Source organism: Pyxidicoccus sp. M6 (assembly GCF_055568925.1).
Genome location: NZ_CM145714.1, coordinates 3,073,466 through 3,092,193 on the forward strand (window position 1 = coordinate 3,073,466; position 18,728 = coordinate 3,092,193).

Annotated in this window: 17 protein-coding genes; 8 read left to right on the plus strand and 9 right to left on the minus strand. The window is 70.7% G+C overall.

Annotation, left to right across the window (positions count from 1 at the left end; genetic code table 11):
• Nucleotides 1-5 precede the first annotated feature (5 nt).
• Nucleotides 6-1,607, minus strand: a complete 1,602-nt coding sequence (locus tag ACVTJA_RS12855; protein WP_465836650.1) for a YiiX/YebB-like N1pC/P60 family cysteine hydrolase — start codon at nt 1,605-1,607, stop codon at nt 6-8.
• Nucleotides 1,608-1,804: 197 nt separating this feature from the next.
• Here ACVTJA_RS12855 and ACVTJA_RS12860 point away from each other — a divergent pair, with 197 nt between their 5' ends.
• The 3 genes from ACVTJA_RS12860 to ACVTJA_RS12870 all read left to right on the plus strand — a co-directional run bounded on the left by ACVTJA_RS12860 (nt 1,805) and on the right by ACVTJA_RS12870 (nt 3,562).
• Entirely contained in the window at nt 1,805-2,122 is a 318-nt protein-coding gene (locus ACVTJA_RS12860) for a DUF2795 domain-containing protein (protein ID WP_465836651.1), read from the plus strand.
• A gap of 139 nt (nt 2,123-2,261) precedes the next feature.
• Nucleotides 2,262-3,122 carry a hypothetical protein gene (locus tag ACVTJA_RS12865; RefSeq protein ID WP_465836652.1) on the plus strand — a complete coding sequence of 287 codons (861 nt, stop codon included), beginning with the start codon at nt 2,262-2,264 and terminating at the stop codon, nt 3,120-3,122.
• Nucleotides 3,119-3,562, plus strand: a complete 444-nt coding sequence (locus ACVTJA_RS12870) for a CoA-binding protein (RefSeq protein WP_465836653.1) — start codon at nt 3,119-3,121, stop codon at nt 3,560-3,562. Before ACVTJA_RS12865 ends, ACVTJA_RS12870 begins: the two co-directional genes overlap by 4 nt.
• Nucleotides 3,563-3,609: 47 nt before the next feature.
• On the opposite strand, the gene ACVTJA_RS12875 is transcribed toward ACVTJA_RS12870, so the two are convergent.
• On the minus strand, nt 3,610-5,214 hold the full coding sequence (locus ACVTJA_RS12875) for a S8 family peptidase (RefSeq protein ID WP_465836654.1): 1,605 nt from the start codon (nt 5,212-5,214) through the stop codon (nt 3,610-3,612).
• Between the two features lie 157 nt (nt 5,215-5,371).
• A complete protein-coding gene (locus ACVTJA_RS12880; protein WP_465836655.1) occupies nt 5,372-6,250 on the minus strand; it encodes a patatin-like phospholipase family protein in 879 nt (292 codons plus the stop codon).
• A gap of 96 nt (nt 6,251-6,346) precedes the next feature.
• Here ACVTJA_RS12880 and ACVTJA_RS12885 point away from each other — a divergent pair, with 96 nt between their 5' ends.
• The 3 genes from ACVTJA_RS12885 to ACVTJA_RS12895 all read left to right on the plus strand — a co-directional run bounded on the left by ACVTJA_RS12885 (nt 6,347) and on the right by ACVTJA_RS12895 (nt 11,541).
• Nucleotides 6,347-7,243 carry an ArsR/SmtB family transcription factor gene (locus ACVTJA_RS12885; protein WP_465836656.1) on the plus strand — a complete coding sequence of 299 codons (897 nt, stop codon included), beginning with the start codon at nt 6,347-6,349 and terminating at the stop codon, nt 7,241-7,243.
• On the plus strand, nt 7,240-10,761 hold the full coding sequence (metH, locus tag ACVTJA_RS12890) for a methionine synthase (RefSeq protein WP_465836657.1): 3,522 nt from the start codon (nt 7,240-7,242) through the stop codon (nt 10,759-10,761). The genes ACVTJA_RS12885 and metH overlap by 4 nt, the downstream gene beginning before the upstream one ends.
• Nucleotides 10,762-10,851: 90 nt before the next feature.
• Complete coding sequence (locus ACVTJA_RS12895; RefSeq protein ID WP_465836658.1) at nt 10,852-11,541, plus strand: hypothetical protein; 690 nt, start codon at nt 10,852-10,854, stop codon at nt 11,539-11,541.
• Nucleotides 11,542-11,553: 12 nt separating this feature from the next.
• On the opposite strand, the gene ACVTJA_RS12900 is transcribed toward ACVTJA_RS12895, so the two are convergent.
• Nucleotides 11,554-12,159 (minus strand): outer membrane protein, encoded by a 606-nt coding sequence (locus tag ACVTJA_RS12900; protein WP_465836659.1) that lies wholly within the window; start codon nt 12,157-12,159, stop codon nt 11,554-11,556.
• 131 nt (nt 12,160-12,290) lie between these two features.
• Between ACVTJA_RS12900 and ACVTJA_RS12905 the strand changes: the two genes are divergently transcribed.
• On the plus strand, nt 12,291-13,385 hold the full coding sequence (locus ACVTJA_RS12905) for a uroporphyrinogen decarboxylase/cobalamine-independent methonine synthase family protein (protein ID WP_465836660.1): 1,095 nt from the start codon (nt 12,291-12,293) through the stop codon (nt 13,383-13,385).
• Nucleotides 13,386-13,394: 9 nt separating this feature from the next.
• On the opposite strand, the gene ACVTJA_RS12910 is transcribed toward ACVTJA_RS12905, so the two are convergent.
• The 3 genes from ACVTJA_RS12910 to ACVTJA_RS12920 all read right to left on the minus strand — a co-directional run bounded on the left by ACVTJA_RS12910 (nt 13,395) and on the right by ACVTJA_RS12920 (nt 15,822).
• Nucleotides 13,395-13,622, minus strand: a complete 228-nt coding sequence (locus tag ACVTJA_RS12910) for a DUF2934 domain-containing protein (protein ID WP_465836661.1) — start codon at nt 13,620-13,622, stop codon at nt 13,395-13,397.
• Between the two features lie 149 nt (nt 13,623-13,771).
• The gene (mutY, locus tag ACVTJA_RS12915; protein WP_465836662.1) at nt 13,772-15,007 is read right to left on the minus strand and encodes an A/G-specific adenine glycosylase; all 1,236 of its coding nucleotides are present in this window, start codon (nt 15,005-15,007) and stop codon (nt 13,772-13,774) included.
• Nucleotides 15,004-15,822: an SDR family oxidoreductase gene (locus ACVTJA_RS12920; protein WP_465836663.1), complete on the minus strand. Its 819-nt coding sequence runs from the start codon at nt 15,820-15,822 to the stop codon at nt 15,004-15,006. Before ACVTJA_RS12920 ends, mutY begins: the two co-directional genes overlap by 4 nt.
• A 123-nt stretch (nt 15,823-15,945) precedes the next feature.
• Here ACVTJA_RS12920 and ACVTJA_RS12925 point away from each other — a divergent pair, with 123 nt between their 5' ends.
• Complete coding sequence (locus ACVTJA_RS12925) at nt 15,946-16,923, plus strand: PD-(D/E)XK nuclease family protein (RefSeq protein ID WP_465836664.1); 978 nt, start codon at nt 15,946-15,948, stop codon at nt 16,921-16,923.
• A 3-nt stretch (nt 16,924-16,926) separates the two neighbouring features.
• Here the strand turns inward: ACVTJA_RS12925 and ACVTJA_RS12930 are convergent, their stop codons facing one another.
• Both ACVTJA_RS12930 and ACVTJA_RS12935 read right to left on the minus strand, forming a co-directional pair.
• Nucleotides 16,927-17,814, minus strand: coding sequence for a tRNA threonylcarbamoyladenosine dehydratase (locus ACVTJA_RS12930; RefSeq protein ID WP_465836665.1), 888 nt, complete (start codon nt 17,812-17,814; stop codon nt 16,927-16,929).
• A gap of 27 nt (nt 17,815-17,841) precedes the next feature.
• Nucleotides 17,842-18,639, minus strand: a complete 798-nt coding sequence (locus ACVTJA_RS12935) for a TatD family hydrolase (RefSeq protein WP_465836666.1) — start codon at nt 18,637-18,639, stop codon at nt 17,842-17,844.
• Between the last annotated feature and the right edge of the window lie 89 nt (nt 18,640-18,728).

Genomic DNA, 18,728 nt, shown 5'->3' on the forward strand with positions numbered 1-18,728 from the left:
CGTGCCTACTCCTGGGCGATGTCCCACTTGGCCCGGCGGTAGCTGTAACGGAAGTCGGACGCGTCCGCCTCCCTCGCGTTGCCTTCTGCTTCCCGGCCGTCCAGGAAGGCCACGAAGTCCAGCTGCCTGTCCTCGCGGCCGAACTCGGCGTCGAAGACGCGGACCAGTTCGTTGGCGGGCAAGGTGCGCCTGCCGGCCACGTCCACCAGGGGGACGTCCAGGCCCTTCATCTCCGTGGACTTCGCGTAGGACTTCCACACCAGCTCCGTGCACACGAGTGTCTGGTCGGAGAAGAAGTCGAAGTTGAAGTCATAGGGCCGGCCCTGGAAGGTGAAGGCGCGCAGCACGGCGCGGGCCTTCTCCAGCTTCGACAGGCGCGGGCGCATGACGCCGAGGTAGTCCACGCGCATGCCGTGCTCCAGGCCGGTGAAGGACACGCCCTCGCTGATGGACTCGATGATGCGGATGGGGTCTCCGTGCGCGTCCTTGCCGCTGTACTCGGCCCACTTGGCGGGGAACGTCTTCGCCAGGTGCTCCGTGAATGTCGCGGGCTTGCCGGGCAGGGCGGCGACCCAGGCCTTCACGTCCGCGTCAGAGTCGAAGTAGGCGGCGAGCTCGTCCGGCGTGCCGACGAAGAGCTCCGCGTGCGGCCAGAAGCCCGGCAGGCCGACGTTGGAGAGGTACCAGTTCTGCCGGGCCACCATGACGTCGCCGGGCTCCATGCGCTTGAGCACGGCGAGCACCTGCTCGCGGGTGATGAGCGGCTGGCCGCTGCGGCGCACGCGCGTGTCGCCCATCCACTCGGCCACGGCGCGCTGCACGGGGAAGAAGGCGCGCTGCGCGGAGTCCTGGGTGATGTCCGCCGCCGCCTTCGCGAAGAGGGTGGCGCCGCGCTTCACGAGGAGCCCCTTGGCCACCTTGCTGTTCTCCTTCATCTCCTGCAGCACCCACGGCACGCGCGGGGCGTCCAGCGCGCCGGCCTTCGTCAGCAGGGGACGGAGCTGCTCCTTGTAGCCGTCACCCGTAATCAACTGCGTGGTGGTGGCCACGTGGATGACCTTCTCCTTGAAGCGGGCGAAGGCGCGCTGCGGGAGGCCGTACTCGGGGGCGGGCTCGTCGAGGAGCACCTCCAGCTGCTTCTTGCCGCCGGCGAGGTCCGCGTACGTGAGGCCGTGCGCGAGCTCCGTGGTGAGCGCGCCGTGGGTGAGGAGGAAGCCCCAGGCGTGCTTCTTCGGCTGTGTGAGGGCGGGCACCTTCACGAAGTCCCAGTAGCGCTGACGGATGACCTCGGTGGAGACGAAGTAGTCGAAGAAGGCGGCCCACGTGGTGAGCAGGAGGCGCTTCTGGTCCGGCGTGTACGGCTCGCTCTGCTTCTGGAGGTAGACGGCGCGCGCCTGCTTCACGGACTCCTGGAGGCCGCGCAGGCCCATGGCGTAGCGCTCCAACTGGGCGAGGTCCCGCTGGGCCTGGGCCACGAAGGCCTCATCGTCGAGCGCGTAGACATCCGCGGTGGGCGCGGGCGCGGCGGAGGCGGTGGGCGCGGTTGGCGGGACGGCGGGCGTGCTGGCGAGCGCCAGCCAGGCGAGCAGGACGGGGGCGGCGGGCATGGGGAATGGGGCTCCGGCGGAAACAGGGCTGCGGCGAGCACTGTACCTCGGGAAGGGGCGAGGGCGGCTGGCCCCCTGGCCGGGTAGGGGCTGGGGAGGATGTGGGGCCGGTGGTTTCGCGCAAGGGGCATCCCCATTTTGTTCCTACCAAGCACTGCGCCCGGACCCTTGTGTCCGGGCAGAAAGGCAGAGTCGCGATGGCATACGGACTCGCGGAAGACCCCGGGCTCTCCATCACCTCGCACCTCGATTCGGTGGACTACCCCGCGGAGCGAGAGCAGATCGTTCGGGCCGCGGAGGACAACGGCGCTCCCGTCGACATCATCAACGTCCTCAAGTCGCTGCCGCGGACGGAGTACGCGTCACGCGAGCAGGTGATGCGGGATCTGGCCGAGGCGGCGAGGCGGTTCGGCGCGCCCTGGTTGAAGGACGACGATGGGGTGGACAGGGACCGGCGCAACATCGGGCGTGATTTGGTGGAGAACGCGCCCGACGGCCACACGCGGCACCCGTGAAGTACCGAGCCGTTGGATGAGGAAGCGCTCGCGGGCGCTGGCGCTTTCTGCCAGCGTGCGCGGGCGCATGCGTCCAGGCCTCCTGCTGAGCTGTCTCATGCTGTCCGTGATTGCCGCCTGTCGGAGGGCGCCGCCGCCGATGGTCCCCGCGGCCGCGCGGCCGCCGCCGGTGCGGCTCGACTTCCAGCCTCCCGTGGACCGGGTCCTCATCGAGACGGTGCGCGCCGTGCAGATGGTGGAGCGCGGTGGCATGGCCGTGCGCGAGGAGGCGGAGCTGACCACGGAGACGCGCTTCACGCCGTCGGAGGGTGGGTGGCTGCTGGCGCAGGTGGTGCCCCGCTCGCGGCTGATGCGTGGAGGCGCGGCGGGCGCGGTGGATGGAGGCACGGCGGCCGCAGAGGTGGACACGTTCGTGGACGACGTGCTCGCGCGCTTCACGCTTCGCGTGAAGCTGGCCGCGGACGGCACCTTCGTGAAGCTCGTCTCACCCGAGTCCGCGCAGGAGGCGCTGCATCAGGTGGTGCCAGCGGGCGTGAGCGCGCCCGAGCTGGAGCGCTTCTTCTCGCCAGAGGCCCTGGATGCACGGACGCGCCGCGAGTGGGAGGCGCGCTACTCGGGCCTGTTCCGGCGCAACCTGACCGAGGGGCAGCGCATCTGGTCGGTGGACGTGTTGCCCCTGGGAGAGACGCAGGTGGCATACGTGCTGGAGCGCACGGTGCAGGGCACGCGTGACACCGAGTACGGTGACGCGCTGGTGCTGAGCCTGCGCTGTCTGGACGCGCTGCCGGCGGACGCGCCCGAGGAGCTGACGGATGCGTGGACGACGGCGGGACGGCCGCAGCTCACGGCGGGCGTGAAGTGCGAGGGCGAGCAACTGGTGGCGCGGGGCCGGTTCGTCCCGGTGAGCCGGGAGCTGACAGTGAAGGCGACGGTGGCGGAAGCGCAGTGGACCGTCACCACGGAGTCGCGAGCGCAGGGACTTCAGGAGGAGGCGCGATGAGCTGGGAACAGAACCTCGTGGAGGACGAAGCGGGCGTGGAGCGCGTGGTGCAGGGCGCGCGGCGGGTGGCGGTGCTGGGCATCAAGACGGAGCAGCAGTCGGGGCAGCCGGCCTACTACGTGCCGGACTACCTCGCGAAGGCCGGCGTGGACGTGGTGCCGGTGCCCGTCTACTACCCGGACGTGACGCACATCCTCGGCAAGCCGGTGTTCCGGCGGCTCGCGGATGTGCCTGGTGACGTGGACGTGGTGGACGTGTTCCGCCGTCCACAGGACATCGACGCGCACGTGGACGACATCATCGCCAAGAAGCCGAAGGCGGTGTGGTTCCAGTCCGGCATCCGCAACGACGCGGCGGCGGAGAAGCTCGCGAAGGCGGGCATCCAGGTGGTGCAGGACCGCTGCCTCATGGTGGACCACCGCCGCTACGGCCGGCGCTGAAGCAGCACCGGGCCCGCGTCACGAAGCACGCGGGCCCGGGCCTTGACTCAGTACTGCCCGGAGATGACCTTGGGCAGCGCCTTGCGCAGGTCCGGCAGGGGGCCAATCTGCTGCGAGCTGGAGGCCTGCGCGGTGCCGTTGTTGCGCAGCAGGCCGCGCATCTGCACGCTCGTCAGGCGGCGGCCGTTGGCCAGGGCCACGCCCTGCGCGCTGGCGGCGGCGCCGACGATGATGGGCGAGGCGCTCGACGTGCCGCTGAACGTGGACGTGTAGTACTGGTCCTCGCCGTTCGCCGAGCCGAAGACGTTGCCGTAGCCCAGGGAGTAGACCTTCTCACCCCAGCCGTGCACGTCCACGCGGCTGCCGTAGTTGGTCCAGCACATGGGCACGCGCGTGGTGGCGGTGCTGGCGCCCACGATGATGGCGCCCGAGTCACGCACGCTGCGGTTGAAGGCGTTGCCGTACGCGGCGGCGTCCAGGTTGGCGCTGCCGTTGCCCGCCGCCTCCACCACGACGACGCCGTTGGCCGTCGCCGTGCGGATGGCGTCGTAGTTCGCCGTCCAGTACTCCATGGCGATGTAGTTGCACTGGCTGGTGTTGCACGTGCACGCCGTGCCGTCCGACGGGCCGCCCGCGTGCAGCTCGATGAGGATGATGCCGCCCAGGCCCGCCGCCGTGGCCGCCTTGGAGATGGCGCTCGCGGTGCTCTGTGACGCGACGCCCTCGATGCCCACCCGCGCCGCGTTGGCGATGCCCGTCGTGCCGTATGCGTTGGACACGCTGGCAATCTCACCCAGCACCGCCGTGCCGTGGTTGCGCCAGGCGAGGTCCGCGTACTGCGTGCCGCCCGTGTAGAACATCGCCGGCATGTCCTCGTGCGTGGTGCGCCAGCCGCCCTCGATGTCCACCACCTTCACGTTGGCGCCGTTGCCGCCCGTCACCGTCCACGCGTAGGTGGCGTCGATGCCGCCGGGCGCCACGTTCAGGTAGCCCTGGTTGGACTGGTACAGCGGCGTGGTGGGCGGGATGTCCGCCGCGGCCAGCAGGCTACGCACCGCCGCGTCCATGCCGAAGTTGACCATGGCCGGCTCGGGCGGCGGCTCGGCGTAGGCCACCTCGACGCCCTCCAGGCGGTTGAGCTCGCCCACCAGGTCCGCCACGGCGCCGGCCGTGGTGCCCGGCAACAGCGGCACCTCGAAGTAGAGGTTCAGGTCCGCGAGCTGCACGCCGCTCTGCGCCTCACCGGAGGCCTTGCGCGCCTCGAGCACGGGCTCGGCCTCGTCGAAGAGGCGCGAGGGAGCGCCGATGCGCGGCGCGCGCTCCAGCAGGGCCTCCACGGAGGCGGCATCCGCGCGCAGGCGCGCGTCGCTCAGGCCCTGGCCGGCCAGCAGCGAGCGCTCCGCCTCGCCGCGCTCGGTGGCGAGCGGAACGAGACGGTTGTCACGCAGGCGCACGCGGCTGCCCTCGTGGAACTTCACCACGATGCGCTCCACGTACGTGTCCGCGGCCAGCTCGCGGCCGGTGTGCTTCGCCACGAGCCCTCGCGGCTCCAGCTTCGGTGCCGCCTCGGCGGTGGGTGCCAGTGCCAGCAGGGAGAGGGACAGCAGTGCGCCACGCGGGGGACGCATCGACAGGAGGAACGACGTCGGCATGGACTGCCTCCACGACTTCGAGGGGGACGGCCGTGATTCGCCACGCCGCCGGGCCCTGCCCGAAGCGGAGCGCGAATCACGCGGACATCTTGCGTTCCTGGTCTGTCATTTTATCCCAGTTGAAGTCTGACAATTGTCCTGAAGCCGACAGGGGCTTTCACCACTCCGCCTGCTCGAAGGGCACGGGAGGCCGGGCCAGCGCGCGCTCCGCCGCGAGCCGCGCCTGGTCCAGCGCATCGAAGCCGCGCTCCATCGTCGTCGGCGTCACCGGCGGCAGGTTGGACACGACGACGTAGACGGGCACCTTCCGCGCCTCCAGCACGGTGAGCTGGAGGCGGAAGTGGTCCCGTCTCAGCGCCGCGGAGCCCGAGGCCAGTCCCTGCGCATACGCCATGGGTCCGCCCACCACCTTGCGCGTCCGGCTGGGCAGGAAGTGCACGAGGATGGCGTCCAAATCCTTCCCCACCGCGCTCTCGTTGAGCGACAGCGCGGGCGCCTTGTCCACCAGCCCGCCGTCCCAATAGAGGTTCCCCTCCAGCGGCACCGCGCGGAACAGGCCCGGGTACGCGCAGGTGGCGTGGACGCGCGGAGCCAGCTCGCCCGAGGTGAACACCTCGTGCCGCCCCAGCGTGAGGTTGGAGGCCACGAGCAACAGCGGGGATGGCAGCTCCTCGAAGGTGCGCACCGACAGCGTGTCCTCCAGCAGCCGCCGGAAGCGCTCGCCCTTGAGCAGGCCCGTCATGCCGTGGCCCACCGAGTCCGCGTTCAGCACCGCGCCAATCGGGTCCGGGTCCCAGAAGTTGGCGCGCGTCTGCCGCAGCACCAGCTCTTCAATCGCGTGCACCGGAATCCCCGCCGCCGCGTACGCCGCCACCATGCCTCCGGCGGACGTGCCCGCGTACGCCTGGGGCTTGAGCCCCGAGGCCGCCAGCCCCTTGAGGAAGCCGGCGTGCCCATAGAAGCCGAAGTAGCCCGCGGAGAGGACCAGGCCGAACCGCTTGCCGTCGAGGAGCTGGTGCAGGGTAGGAGAGGCCATTCCCAGGATGTACGCCACTGTCCGGAAACAGGCAACGCGACGCGTCTAGAGAGTGCTGGCCTCCGACAGGACATCGACGTATGTTGATGCGGCGATATGGACGAGCTGTCCCAGTCATTCCGCGTGCTCGGAGACCCGACGCGCCTGCGCATCCTCCGGTTGGTGGCCGAGGCTCCGTTGAACGTGACGGAGCTGGTGTCGCTCGTCGGGGTGGCGCAGTCGTCCGTCTCGCACCACCTGGGCAAGCTCAAGGGGCTGGGCCTGTTGCGCGAGGAGCGGCAGGCGGGCTTCAGCTACTACTCGCTGGCCCTGGAAGAGGCTGACTCGCGCTGGCCGCTCATCCGCCTGGCGCGCGAGGCGGAGGACGCGGCGGGGGACTCGGCGCGGCTGCAGGATTTGCTGCGCGCGCGTGAGGACAGACAGGCGCTCAACGAGCGGCTCCTGGAGCCGGGCCAGTCGTGGTTCCTGTGGGCCGGGGCGCTGGCGTCGCTCTTGCCGCCGCTGGACGTGGCGGACTTCGGCTGCGGCACCGGCGTGCTGAGCGTGGCCATTGCGCGGTGGGCGCGGCACGTGTGGGCCATCGACCAGAACGCGGACGCGCTCCAGCAGGCCCGCGAGCGCGCCGGCCGGGAAGGGCGCTCCAACATCACCTTCCTGCGCGAGGATTTGCACCGCCTGTCGCTGAAGGCGGGGCGGATGGACCTCGTGGTGATTTCGCAGAGCCTCCACCACGTGGAGTCCCCCGCGGCGGTGCTGGCCGAGGCCGCTCGCCTGCTCAGGCCGGGCGGCCGGCTGGTGGTGCTGGAGTTGATGCCGCACGACGAGCGTTGGGTGCTGGAGCGGTTGGGCCACAAGCACCTGGGCTTCGCGCCCGAATACCTCGAAGCCGCCCTGCGCGAGGCCGGCTTCACGTCCCTCACCCGCGAGACGCACGCGCGCGACGGGGCCAGTCCCTTCCGCGTCTTCCTGCTGACCGGAGTCAAGCCATCATGACGAGCCATCTGCCCGCCGCACTGCCGCCCCCTTCCGGAGAGAACGGCCGCCGCGTGGAGGCGCTGCGCACCGCCCTGCGCGAGCGCGTGCTGGTGCTGGACGGCGCCATGGGCACGCTGCTCCAGGGCCATGACCTCAAGGCGGCGGACTTCGGCGGCGCGGAGTACGAGGGCTGCAACGAGCACCTCGTCCTCACCCGGCCGGACATCATCGAGGGCATCCACGCGCGCTACTTCGCCGCGGGCGCGGACGTGACGGAGACGGACACCTTCGGCGGCACGCCGCTCGTCCTCAACGAGTTCGGCCTCGGGCACAAGGCGCTCGAAATCAACGAAGTGGCATCCCGGCTCGCGCGCAAGGCCGCCGAGGCCGCCGAGGCGAAGGACGGCCGCATGCGCTGGGTGGCGGGCTCCATCGGCCCCACCACCAAGGCCATCAGCGTCACCGGCGGCGTCACCTTCGAGGAGCTGGTGGAGAACTTCGCCGTGCAGGCCGAGGGACTCGCGCTCGGCGGCTCCGACTACCTGCTGGTGGAGACGGCGCAGGACACGCGCAACATCAAGGCGGCACTGCTCGGAATCGAGAAGGCCTTCCGCAAGCTGGGCTGGGCGCTGCCGGTGGCGGTGTCCGGCACCATCGAGCCCATGGGGACGATGCTCGCGGGCCAGAGCGTGGAGAGCCTCGCCGCGTCGCTGGAGCACGCGGACCTCTTGTACCTCGGGCTCAACTGCGCCACCGGTCCGGACTTCATGACGGACCACATCCGCTCGCTGTCCGCGATGAGCCCGTTCCCGGTGTCGTGCGTGCCCAACGCGGGCCTGCCGGACGAGAACGGCCGCTACCTCGAGACGCCGGAGATGATTGCCCGCTCGCTGACGCGCTTCTGTGAGCAGGGTTGGCTCAACGTGGTGGGTGGCTGTTGCGGCACGCACGCGGGCCACATCGAGACGCTGGCGAAGGCGGTGCGGGGCCTGCAGCCGCGCCACTCCACGCCCCGGCCGCGCGCCTCGCTGTCCGGCGTGGACTACGTGGAGGTGAAGGAGGACGAGCGTCCGCTCATCGTCGGTGAGCGCACCAACGTCATCGGCAGCAAGAAGTTCAAGGAGCTCATCATCGCGGGGCAGCTCGACGACGCGTCGGAGATTGCCCGCGCGCAGGTGAAGCGGGGCGCGCAGGTCATCGACATCTGCCTCGCCAACCCGGACCGGGACGAGTTGGAGGACATGCGCCGCTTCCTGGAGGTGGTCGTCAAGAAGGTGCGCGTGCCCCTGATGATTGACTCCACCGACGAGCGCGTCATCGAGATGGCGCTCACGTACAGCCAGGGAAAGGCCATCATCAACTCGGTCAACCTGGAGGACGGCGAGGAGCGCTTCGAGAAGGTGGTGCCGCTGGCCCGCCGCTTCGGCGCCGCGCTGGTGGTGGGCTGCATCGACGAGACGGGCATGGCCGTCAACCGCCAGCGCAAGCTGGAGGTGGCGGAGCGCTCGTACGAGCTGCTCACGAAGAAGTACGGCATGAAGCCGGAGGATTTGTACTTCGACCCGCTCGTCTTCCCGTGCGCCTCGGGCGATGCGCAGTACACGGGCAGCGCGGTGGAGACGATTGAGGGCGTGCGCCTCATCAAGCAGCGCTTCCCGCGCTGCAAGACGGTGCTGGGCATCTCCAACGTGTCCTTCGGCCTGCCCACCGCGGGCCGCGAGGTGCTCAACTCCGTCTTCCTGTACCACTGCGTCCAGGCAGGCCTGGACAGCGCGCTGGTCAACTCCGAGAAGCTGGAGCGCTACGCCTCGCTGCCGGAGGAGGAGCGCAAGCTGGCGGAGGATTTGCTCTACAACCGGGGCACGGACCCGGTGGCGCCCTTCGCCGCGCACTTCCGCGAGCGCAAGCCGGCCCGCGCGGCGGTGAGCAGCCTGCCGCTGGAGGAGCGGCTCCAGCGCTACATCATCGAGGGCACGCGCGACGGCCTCACCGCGGACCTCGAGGAGGCGATGAAGAAGTACACGCCGCTGGAAATCATCAACGGCCCGCTGATGAAGGGCATGGACGAGGTGGGCCGCCTCTTCGCCGCGAACGAGCTCATCGTCGCGGAGGTGCTCCAGAGCGCCGAGTCGATGAAGGCCGCGGTGAGCTGGCTGGAGCCGTACATGAGCAAGGCCCAGGCGGCCATGCGCGGCAAGGTGGTGCTCGCCACGGTGAAGGGCGACGTGCACGACATCGGGAAGAACCTGGTGGAAATCATCCTCGCCAACAACGGCTTCCACGTCGTGAATCTGGGCATCAAGGTGCCGCCCGAGCAGCTCGTGCAGGCGGTGCGCGAGCACCGGCCGGACATCCTCGGCCTGTCGGGCCTCTTGGTGAAGAGCGCGCACCAGATGGTGGCGACGGCGGAGGACCTGAGGCGCGCGGGCGTGGAGACGCCGATTCTGGTGGGCGGCGCGGCCCTCAGTCGCAACTTCGTGGACCGCAACATCGCCCCGGCGTACGGCGGCGGCACGGTGGCCTACGCGCAGGACGCGATGAGCGGCCTGGACCTCGCGAAGCAGATTGTGGACCCCGGCGCGCACGAGAAGCTGCGCGGCGACCTCGCGACACGCCGCGAGAAGCTGGCGCAGGAGGTGAAGGAGCGCCCGGCCGCGACGGCGCCCGTGTCGCGTACGCGCAGCGCCGAAATCCAGGTGCTGGAGACGGTGCCGTCCGCGCCGGACTGGGAGCGGCACGTGCTGACGAACACGCCGCTGGACCACATCTGGAAGTTCATCAACCCGGTGATGCTGTACGGCCGTCACCTGGGCCTGCGCACCTCGTCGCGCGCCCTGGGCACGCCGGCCGAGGCGGACCTCGCGAAGACGGAGGAAGGGCGCAAGGCGCTGGCGCTGAAGGAAGCGGTGGAGGAGCTGAAGGGCACGCTGCGTGGCGGCCTCATGCACGCGCGCGCCGTCTTCCAGTTCTTCCAGGCGGGCAGCGACGGCAACCGCGTGGTGCTCTTCGACGGGCGCACCGGCAAGGAGGCCGCGTCCTTCGACTTCCCCCGGCAGGACCGCGAGGGCGGGCTGTGCCTGGCGGACTACCTCAAGCCCCTTGACGGCGGTGGCGGCGCGCCGCGCGACAACGTGGCCATGTTCGTCGTCACCGCGGGCCGGGGCATCCGCGAGCTGGCGGAGGAGCTGAAGGCGAAGGGCGAGTTCCTGAAGATGCACGCGGTGCAGGCGCTCGCGCTGGAGACGGCGGAGGGCTACGCGGAGCTGCTGCATACGCAGTTGCGCAGCATGTGGGGCACGCCGGACCGTCCGGACATGACGATGCTGGAGCGCTTCCGCGCGGAGTACGCGGGCAAGCGCTACTCGTTCGGTTACCCCGCGTGCCCGCGCCTGGAGGACCAGGCGAAGCTGTTCGCCGCGCTGCGGCCGGAGGAAATCGGCGTGCAGCTCACCGACGGCTGCATGATGGAGCCGGAGGCCTCGGTGTCCGCCATCGTCTTCCACCACCCGCAGGCCTCGTACTTCTCCGTGACGTGAGCGGGTGACGGCGGCGCGTGGCGCGGAAGGTGCATTCCAGCCCCCCACGTCCCCTCGGGCCGAGAGGGGGCCACCCCGCTGGAGCGTTCCGTGTCTGACATTCGTGTCGTGCTGTGCGTCCTCGCACTGTCTCCCGGCCTGTCGTGGGCCCAATCCGGTGAGCTCCAGGCCCCGCCGCTCATCGAGGTGGAGGACGCGAGGGACTCGGACGCGGGGGATGCGCCCGTCCGCGACGCGGTGCTTCCCTCGCCCGAGGTGCTGACGGAGACACAGCGGTCGCCGGACGCTCCGGAGTGGGTCGCCGGACGCGTGCTCGTGGAAGCCATGGGCGGCGCGGTGGCCGGCGTGGGAGGTGGCTTCGTGGGCGTGCTCGCCATGCTCCCCCTGGGGGGCACGACGATGGGCTGTGACGGAGACAACTGTTCCGCCTCGGGCCTGTTGGCCGGAGGCATCATGGGCTGGTCGCTGGGCTCGGCCCTGGGCGTGTACGGCTCGGGCTCGATGTTGCAGGGGCGCGGGCGCCTGCTGCCCACGCTGGGACTGGGTCTGCTGGCGGGCGGCGTGTCCACGGGGCTGTACGTGTCCGAGGCCGTGGATGAGGAGATGGCGCTGGCGCTCCTCGCGCTTCCGCTGGCGACGTCCATCATCACCTACGAGGTGACGTCGGCCGCGTCCCGGCCGCGCGTGCTGACGTCGTCCGGTGACTCCGGCGCGTGGTGGACGCCCACGGTGGGGGTGACCTCTCACGGGGGCGCGCTCGGACTCGCGGGCCGCTTCTGAAGCGCTCGCGGCCTAGAAGCGCATGCCCAGGCTCACTCCCGCGGTGACGAGGTCTCCCTCGTAGTAGGGGCCGCTGCCGACGTCGTCATTGACGAGGATGCGGTACGTGGCGCGCGCGCCCGCCGTCACGCCGTAGAACCGGTACTCGACTCCCGCCCCGAGCGGGATTTCCGGGACGAAGTCGTTGCTGAAGGGCTGCTGGTCCGCCTCGCCGCTGGTGTCGAGGAAGCTGATGCCCACGCCCGCGCTGAGGAAGGGCTTCCAGCGGCCTCCCAGCGTGGGGCCGAGCTTGGCGGTGGCTCCCAGGTTGTGCCGCCACAGCGTGCCGACGTTGGACTCCGCGAAGCCATTGGCGGAGCCCTCGTAGCCGGCCTCCACGCCGAGCCCCGGGAAGAGCGGCACCTCCCCCTGGATGTCGAGGAAGGCGCCCACGTTCGTCTCGCTTCCGAGCGCGCCGGTATAGGACGCCAGGCCGGTGTGCACCGTCACACCCGCGGCTCCGAAGCCTGGGGCCGGCTGCAGGGCCGGGCTGGTGACGGCAGGGGTGTTCTTCGCGAGCGCGGGTGCGGCCAGCAGCGCCGCCGTCAGGGTGCCCGCCCGCCATGCATGTCGCGTCATCGCCGCACACCTCCTCGGCCACCGGGGGCTCTCCTGGAAGACCATGGTGCCGGCGCGAGAGGTCCGGAACCCGGCACGCGAGGGATGTCAGGCAGCCCCCGGGGGAGGGGCGAGCGGTTAGAGTGCATGGCATGAGCGCGCCGAACATCCGCCGAGCCGTCCAGCTTCTCCCCGCCTGTGCCACCACGGGCATCGGGAGCCTGCCGCACACCCAGGTGGAACTGGGCCTCCAGGCCGCGCTGGCACAGGACATCCCCTTCCTGCCGCAGCTCCCGGTGGGCCACCCGTCCGAGCTGATGATTCCCGCGGCCCTGGAGGGGCTGCCGGGCCTGTCCTTCGACGCGGAAGGCCTGTGCACGGTGGACCTGGCGGCCTGGGAGGCGGGGCGCGCGGACTTCGAGGCGCGGCTGGACGCGGCGCTGTCCGCGGGGGCGCTGGAGGCCTACGAGCCCTCGCCCGAGGGCTGCCGCGCGTGGCGCCCCTTCCTGTGGGAGGTGGAGACGCGGAAGCTGGCCTTCGCCAAGGCGCAGCTCGCGGGGCCCTTCACGGTCCGCTCGGTGACGCGCACTTCCTCGGGGCAGCCCGCGCTGGAGGTAGCGGGGCTGGACCAGGTGATGTTCCGCCTGGTGCTGGCGCGCTCGCTGGCCATGGTGAAGGCGCTGCGGCGCGCGGGCACCACGCCGCTGTTCTTCCTGGACGAGCCGGGCCTCTACGCCTTCCAGCGCACGCAGCCGCAGCACCTGTTGGCGCTGCAGGAGCTCAAGCTGCTGGTGGTGGCCCTGCAGCGCGAGGGCGCGCTGGTGGGCGTGCACTGCTGCGGCAACACGGACTGGGGCGCGCTGCTGGACGTGCAGCCGGATTTGCTGTCGCTGGACGTGCGGCTGTCGCTGGACGCCATGGTGGAGGAGCGCGAGGCGCTGGAGCGCTTCCTCGCGTCGGGCGCGACGCTCAGCCTGGGCATCGTCCCCACGGACCTGGCATCCGCGTACGAGGTGGGGGAGTTGGTGGACTCGGTGGAGGCGACGCTGAAGGCGGCGCTGCCACGGGGCTTCACCTTCCCGCAGGTGGTATCCACGGTGGTGCTGACGCCCGCGTGCGGGCTGGCGATGCGCTCGGTGGTGGACGCCGAGCGCATCCTGGAGGAGCTGAAGGCGGCACAGCGGCGGCTGCGCGGGGCGCTCGAGGCGGAGCGTCCCGCGGCGCGCCAGACGCCGAATCCCCACTGAGGAGGCGGACTACTGACGGCCGAGCCGGAGCTCACGCTCCGCCTGGAACCAGTCCTGCTCGGGGTTGCCGGGCGTGCCGCCGCGGGCGAGGAAGATTTCGTAGGCGCGCCGGGCAATCTGCTCGTGCGTGGGGATGTTGCGAGGGGCCGACGTCGCGGGTTCCGGGGTGGGCGTGCGCGCGGGCATGCTCGACGGCGTCGTGTGGGGGGCCTGCTTGTTGGCGGTATTGCGTGCCATGGGGGGAGCCTCTCCTCCAGTGAGGTTGGACGCGCGGAGTCTGGGGTTCGGGTAGGCGCACGCGAAAGCGACCCCCTGGGACAGGGGTTCTCGGAGCAACAGGACGAATGGGCCACTGTCGGGAGAAGGACAGGGGCAGTGGCGCATCGTCAGCCGCCGCGCAGCACGCCCGAGGCGAGCGCGGTGTCCAGCGCGCGCTGCATGGCGGTGCTCATGCCGAGCGCGGAGGCCTCGTCGGGCGTGCACCAGCGCAGCTCCTGGAACGCGGGCGTGCGGGTGGGGCGCTGAGCGCCGGACACTCGGAAGAGGCGCAGCGTGAGGTCGCGGTGGGTGAGCTGCCGCTTCACCGTGCCGAGCGCGCCCTCGAGCTTCACCTCCGTGCCCAGCGCGGCCGCGAGCTTCGTGGCGGCCTCGGCGGCGGGGAGGTCCTCGTCCACCTCGGCGGCGGGCAGTTCCCACAGGCCGCCGAAGAGGCCCGCGTCCGCGCGGCGCGCGAGGAGGAGCGTGCCCGCATGCGGCCATACCGCGAGGGCCAGCGTCAGCTTCTTCGGCGTGGCGCGCACCTTGGCGGGAGGCAGCTCGTCCACGCGGCCCTTGCGGAAGGCGAGGCACGCGTCGCGCACGGGGCATAGCAGACACAGCGGGCTCTCCGGCCGGCACACCGTGGCGCCGTGCTCCATGAGGGCCTGGTTGAAGTCCCCGGGCCGCTCGCCCTTCACCAGCGCGGTGGCGAGCGCCCACAGCGTGGCCTCGCGCTCGCGGTCTCCGGGAAGGCCTTCCACCTCGAAGATGCGGGACAGCACGCGCGCCACGTTGCCGTCGACGAGCGGTGCTTCCTCACCGAAGGCGATGGAGGCCACGGCGCCCGCGGTGTAGCGCCCGAAGCCGGGCAGGGAGAGGAGCTCCTCGGCGGTGGAGGGAAGGCGGCCGCCGAAGCGGGACACCACCTCCTGCGCGGCGCGGTGCAGGTTGCGAGCGCGGCTGTAGTAGCCCAGGCCCTTCCACCCGGCGAGCACGTCGTCCAGTGGCGCGGCGGCCAGCGCGAGCGCCGTGGGGAAGCGCGCGAGGAAGCGCTCCCAATAGGGAATCACCGTCGACACCTGCGTCTGCTGGAGCATGACCTCGCTCAGCCAGATGGCATACGGGTCCTTCGTGCGGCGCCACGGCAGGTCACGTTTGTTGCGGTCGTACCAGCCGAGCAGCGGACCGCGCACGGCGGCGAGGTGCTGTGGCGTCGGGATGACGGAGGGCGCGGCGGGGGCGGCGCGCGAGCGTGTCGTCTTGCCCTTCACTCGCGGCTTCGCGTCAGTGGAGTCGGCGGGAGCATCGGAGGCCGGGACCTGCTCGGACCCGGCCCGCTTCGTACGGGGACCGCGGAGACTCATGCATCCTTCTTCGTCAGCTTCGGCGCGGCCGCCAGGCGGCGGGCAACGCGGTCGAACAGTCCAGGCACCCACCGGTTGGCCAGCACCATGACCCGGCCGGGCAGGGTGAGCACCGTGTCGCGGCGTCCGCGCAGGCTCGCGCGCACCATCGCGTCGGCGACCTCCTCGGCGGACATGGCCTTCAATGGAATGGCCTCCTGCTTCCAGCCTTCCGCATGCAGGCGATTCTCACGGAACTCGCTCTCCGTGAGACCCGGGGACACGAGCAGCACGCGGATGCCCTCGGCGGCCAGCTCCGCGCGGAGCGACTCGGTCATCGCATTCACGGCGGCCTTGGAAGAGCAGTAGCCGCCCAACAGCGGCAGGCCCCGGTGCCCCAGCACCGAGCTCACGTTCATCACCTGCGCTCCAGACCTCCGGCGCAGCAACGGCAGCGCCGCGCGAGTCACCCGCCACAGCGCGAACACGTTCAGCTCGAACACCTGCCGGAGCTGCGCCTCGCTGATTGCCTCCAGCGGCCCGTAGAGCCCCTGGCCGGCGTTGTTGACGAGCACGTCCAGCCCCCCGAAGGTGGCCTCCGTCTCGCGCATCAGCCGCTCCACGTCCTCGCCGCGCGTCACGTCGCACCGCACGGGCAGCGCCCTCACGCCGAGTGACGTCACTTCACCGGCCGCGTCCTCCAGCTCCGCGGTGCGCCGGGCGGCGAGGACGACATCCGCGCCCGCTGCCGCGAACCGCTTCGCCGCCGCCCGGCCGATTCCAGCGGAAGCCCCCGTGATGAGGACCGTCCGGCCCTTGAAGGGTTGGGTCTTCATGCCGCGAGCACCTTACCCGTATGGTTCAGTAGCCCAAGTGTCTTTCACCTCAAGACGGGCGCTCGTTTCCTTGTCTGTTCCCTTTCTTGACGAGCAGGCGAACGCCTAGGATGCACCGCTTCCATGCGGCGTCCCACCCTCAGCAACGACTTCTCCTGGTCCAAGAGCCGTCACGAGAAGTTCTCCGAGTGCCTCCGTGCGTATTACCTCTACTACTACCGCTCCTGGGGCGGGTGGGAGGCGGACGCGGCGAAGGACGTGCGGGAGCTGTACGTGCTGAAGAAGCTGGCCAACCGCTTCAGTTGGGCGGGCAGCGTGGTGCACGAGAGCATCAAGGACGTGCTGCTGGACTGGCAGGCGGGGCGCGAGGTGGACCCGGCGGTGGTGGAGGCGCGGGCGCGCAAGCTGATGCAGGACGACTTCCGGCACTCGCGCGGCAAGGCGTACTGGACGGCGAAGTACCGCAAGCAGTTCACCGGCCTGGTGGAGCACGAGTACGGCGACGTGGTGCCGGACGAGGCCTGGAAGCAGAACTGGGAGACGGTGCGCGGGGCGCTCGCATGGTTCTTCACGTCGCGCTGGCCGGGGATTGCCCGGGGGCTGAAGCCGCAGCAGTGGCTGGAGGTGGACGCGGGCTTCGACTTCGCGCACTTCACCCTGGACGGTCTCAAGGTGTTCGCCATTCCGGACTTCGCCTTCGTGGACGCGGACGGCACCACGGTGGTGGTGGACTGGAAGACGGGCAAGGCGCGGGACGGGTACGACGAGCAGGTGCTGGGCTACGCGCTCTACGTGTCGCAGCGCTACCGCGTCCCGGTGGAGAAGGTGCGCGCCTCGCTGGTGTACCTCAACGAGGGGAAGGAACAGGACGTGACGGTGGACCCGGCGGCGATGGATTCCTTCCGCCGGCACTTCGAGGGCAGCGTGGCGAAGATGCGCGCGCTCCTGAAGGACGTGGCCACCAACACGCCCCTGGACGCGTCCGCCTTCCCGCTCACGGAAGAGGTGTCCGCCTGCACGCGCTGCGTCTTCCGCCGTCCGTGCGGACGCGAGGCCGCCGTGGCGGCGCAGGCGCAGCAGCGTCAGCAGCAGGTGGCGTGACGACTACCGCGCCGAGGCCAGCCGCCGCACCACCACGCCGGCGGCATTCATGCCGAAGCACGACGTGACGAAGGCCACGCTGCCGTCAATCTGCGTGCGGTGGTCGCACGTGTGGAAGTCGTTGTCCTGCGGGCACACGCAGAGGAAGCCGTCGGTGGCGTCGTCGTACTGGAGCGCCACCGGCATCCGCCGCGCTTCAATCGAGTAGACGGCGGTGATGCCGGTGTGCCGGTCCGTCTCCACGCCGTACTTGCGCTTGAGCAGCTTGCGGATGTCCTTGGCGAACGGGTCCATGTGCGTCTCGGACAGGTCCTCCACGCGGATGGCCGTGGGGTCCAGCCGGCCCGCGGCGCCCATGGAGCTGACCACCGGCACGCCCAGCGTCACGCAGCGGTGCAGCAGGTGCAGCTTCGCCTTCACGTTGTCGATGGCGTCCACCACGAAGTCGTACTGGCCGGCCTGCAGCATCTGCTCGGCCACCTCCTCGCGGTAGAACTCGCGGACCGCCGTCACCCGGGCCTGCGGGTTGATTTCCTGGCAGCGCTGGCCCATCAGCTCCGCCTTGCTCTTGCCCACGTTCTTCACCGTGGCGTGGAGCTGGCGGTTGGTGTTGGTGACGCACACGTCGTCATGGTCCACCAGCGTCAGGTGGCCGATGCCGCTGCGCACCAGTCCCTCGGCCGCGTAGCTGCCCACGCCGCCCAGGCCGAACACCACCACGCGCGCGTTGGCCAGCCGCTCCATCGCGGAGTCACCCAGCAGCCGGCCCGTGCGGTCGAAGCGCCGGGAGAGCTTGAAGGGGCGGGCGAGCGAGTCGTCCGCCTTCGCCGGGGCGGCCGGGGAAGCGGGCGGAGTCTCGGTCTCGGGGGTGGTAGTCGGCTGCGTGTTCATGGCGCTCCTCTATAACGCGACGCTCGCCTACCGCGAAGGCGGGGGGAAAGCTTCCCGGAACAGCCTACGTGCGTTCTCGGTCGTCTGCTGGGCGACCACCTCGACGGGCTCTCCCCGGACGCGGGCCATGCCTTCGATGATGCGAGGCAGGTAGCCCGGCTCCGAGCGCGCTCCCCGGTGCGGTGTGGGTGCCTGGTCCGGTGCGTCCGTCTCCGCCATCAGCCGGTCCAGGGGAATGGCTCGCAGCGCGTCCAGCGGCTTGCGCGCCTCCGCCCAGGTGACGGGGCCGGCGAAGGAGAAGTGGCAGCCCTTCTGGAGGTAGAAGCGCGCCAGCTCCACGCCGCCGCTGTAGCTGTGCATGAGCACGCCGGCCTCGGGCAGCTCCTCCTGCTTGAACAGTTCGATGAGCGCGGGGTGCAGCCGGTGGCAGTGCATCAGCACCGGCAGCCCGTATTTGCGCGCCAGCGCGAGGTGCCGACGCAGCACCATCACCTGTCGCTCCAGCGGAGCACCGGGGATGGAGGGACCGTCCAGGCCACACTCGCCCACGGCCGCGGCTCCGCCCTTCGAGAGCAGCGCATCGAGGTGTTCGAGGACGGCCTCGTCCTGTTCCGGCGGCATCTCAGGCAGGAGCTGCGGGTGGATGCCGAGCCCCACCTGGAGGCGCGCGTCGTTCCGCGACAGCTCGAGCAGGGGTTCCCAGTCATGCGGGCCGACGCCGGGAATCACGATGCCGTGGAGGCCCGCGGCCCAGGCGCGTTCGAGCACGGCGGCACGGTCAAGGTCGAAGCGCGTCGCATCGAGGTGGCAGTGGGTGTCTATCATTGAGCACGCAGCGGCGCCTGGCCGTTCAATCAGGAACACGGTTGTCATTGCCGCGCACCAAACCCGGCGCGGCTCGGAGTGGTGAAGCT

Excerpts from the sequence above, each read along its gene's own strand:
- ACVTJA_RS12855 (WP_465836650.1), bottom strand. The coding sequence starts at position 1,607 with ATGCCCGCCGCCCCCGTCCTGCTCGCCTGGCTGGCGCTCGCCAGCACG.
- mutY (WP_465836662.1), bottom strand. The coding sequence starts at position 15,007 with ATGAGTCTCCGCGGTCCCCGTACGAAGCGGGCCGGGTCCGAGCAGGTC.
- ACVTJA_RS12930 (WP_465836665.1), bottom strand. The coding sequence starts at position 17,814 with ATGAACACGCAGCCGACTACCACCCCCGAGACCGAGACTCCGCCCGCT.
- ACVTJA_RS12925 (WP_465836664.1), top strand. The coding sequence starts at position 15,946 with ATGCGGCGTCCCACCCTCAGCAACGACTTCTCCTGGTCCAAGAGCCGT.
- ACVTJA_RS12900 (WP_465836659.1), bottom strand. The coding sequence starts at position 12,159 with ATGACGCGACATGCATGGCGGGCGGGCACCCTGACGGCGGCGCTGCTG.
- ACVTJA_RS12875 (WP_465836654.1), bottom strand. The coding sequence starts at position 5,214 with ATGCCGACGTCGTTCCTCCTGTCGATGCGTCCCCCGCGTGGCGCACTG.
- ACVTJA_RS12870 (WP_465836653.1), top strand. The coding sequence starts at position 3,119 with ATGAGCTGGGAACAGAACCTCGTGGAGGACGAAGCGGGCGTGGAGCGC.
- ACVTJA_RS12885 (WP_465836656.1), top strand. The coding sequence starts at position 6,347 with ATGGACGAGCTGTCCCAGTCATTCCGCGTGCTCGGAGACCCGACGCGC.
- ACVTJA_RS12860 (WP_465836651.1), top strand. The coding sequence starts at position 1,805 with ATGGCATACGGACTCGCGGAAGACCCCGGGCTCTCCATCACCTCGCAC.
- ACVTJA_RS12905 (WP_465836660.1), top strand. The coding sequence starts at position 12,291 with ATGAGCGCGCCGAACATCCGCCGAGCCGTCCAGCTTCTCCCCGCCTGT.
- ACVTJA_RS12880 (WP_465836655.1), bottom strand. The coding sequence starts at position 6,250 with ATGGCCTCTCCTACCCTGCACCAGCTCCTCGACGGCAAGCGGTTCGGC.
- ACVTJA_RS12865 (WP_465836652.1), top strand. The coding sequence starts at position 2,262 with ATGGTCCCCGCGGCCGCGCGGCCGCCGCCGGTGCGGCTCGACTTCCAG.
- metH (WP_465836657.1), top strand. The coding sequence starts at position 7,240 with ATGACGAGCCATCTGCCCGCCGCACTGCCGCCCCCTTCCGGAGAGAAC.
- ACVTJA_RS12920 (WP_465836663.1), bottom strand. The coding sequence starts at position 15,822 with ATGAAGACCCAACCCTTCAAGGGCCGGACGGTCCTCATCACGGGGGCT.
- ACVTJA_RS12935 (WP_465836666.1), bottom strand. The coding sequence starts at position 18,639 with ATGATAGACACCCACTGCCACCTCGATGCGACGCGCTTCGACCTTGAC.
- ACVTJA_RS12910 (WP_465836661.1), bottom strand. The coding sequence starts at position 13,622 with ATGGCACGCAATACCGCCAACAAGCAGGCCCCCCACACGACGCCGTCG.